Origin of the sequence: Psychrobacter sp. 1Y11, assembly GCF_052259045.1 — a bacterium.
Taxonomy (GTDB): Bacteria; Pseudomonadota; Gammaproteobacteria; order Pseudomonadales; family Moraxellaceae; genus Psychrobacter.
The window spans coordinates 1-683 of sequence record NZ_JBQQER010000034.1; the positions used below are offsets into that span (position 1 = coordinate 1).

Genomic DNA, 683 nt, shown 5'->3' on the forward strand with positions numbered 1-683 from the left:
CTTGCGGTGATGCCGGTAGGCCCAGCCGCCCGTCACCGTGCCGCGCACCATCGCCCGGCCGGTGCCGCGCACCCAGATGCCGGCGTAGATGTGGACCACGATGATCGCGATGGCGATCACGGCCGCGAGCGAGTGGGCGAGCAGCGCCCAGCGCTGGGTCTCGATGGTGGTCAACCCGCCGAAGTAGGTGTTCCAGATCATCAGGCCGGTGACGAACATCACGCCGATCAGCGCGGTCTGGCCCCAGAACACGCCCTTCTGGCCGGCATTGTACTTGCCGAGCTCGGGCAGGCGGTCCTCCCGGTTGGTGACCACGTCGCCGATCTTCATCGACCACGCGACATCGTCCTTGTTGGGGATGTTGAGCTTCCAGAAGCGCACGAACAGGAAGAAGAAGCTCACCGCCAGGGCGACGCCGAACCACGGATGGATCGCGCGCGTCGCCTGCCCGCCGCCGAACAGGCCGGTCAGCGAGAACAGGTAAGGCGTGAACATCGCCAGCCCCGAGAGGGTCAGCAGCGTGAACAGGATCGCGGTGATCCAGTGGTTCACGCGCTGAACCCCGGTGTAGCGGGGGACGTACATCACCTCCGGCGCCTCGGACTTGGCGTGATGCAGCGGGCGGGTATCCCCGTCCCGGATATCGTTCTGGCTCGTCATCGGCCTTCTCGCGCGTGACGTGG

At 66.6% G+C, this 683-nt stretch carries 1 protein-coding gene; it reads right to left on the bottom strand.

Annotated elements, in window-relative coordinates; genetic code table 11:
• A partial coding sequence (locus ACTXGJ_RS12645) for a formate dehydrogenase subunit gamma (protein WP_443566161.1) occupies positions 1-660 on the bottom strand: 660 nt, incomplete at its 3' end.
• Positions 661-683: the final 23 nt, after the last annotated feature.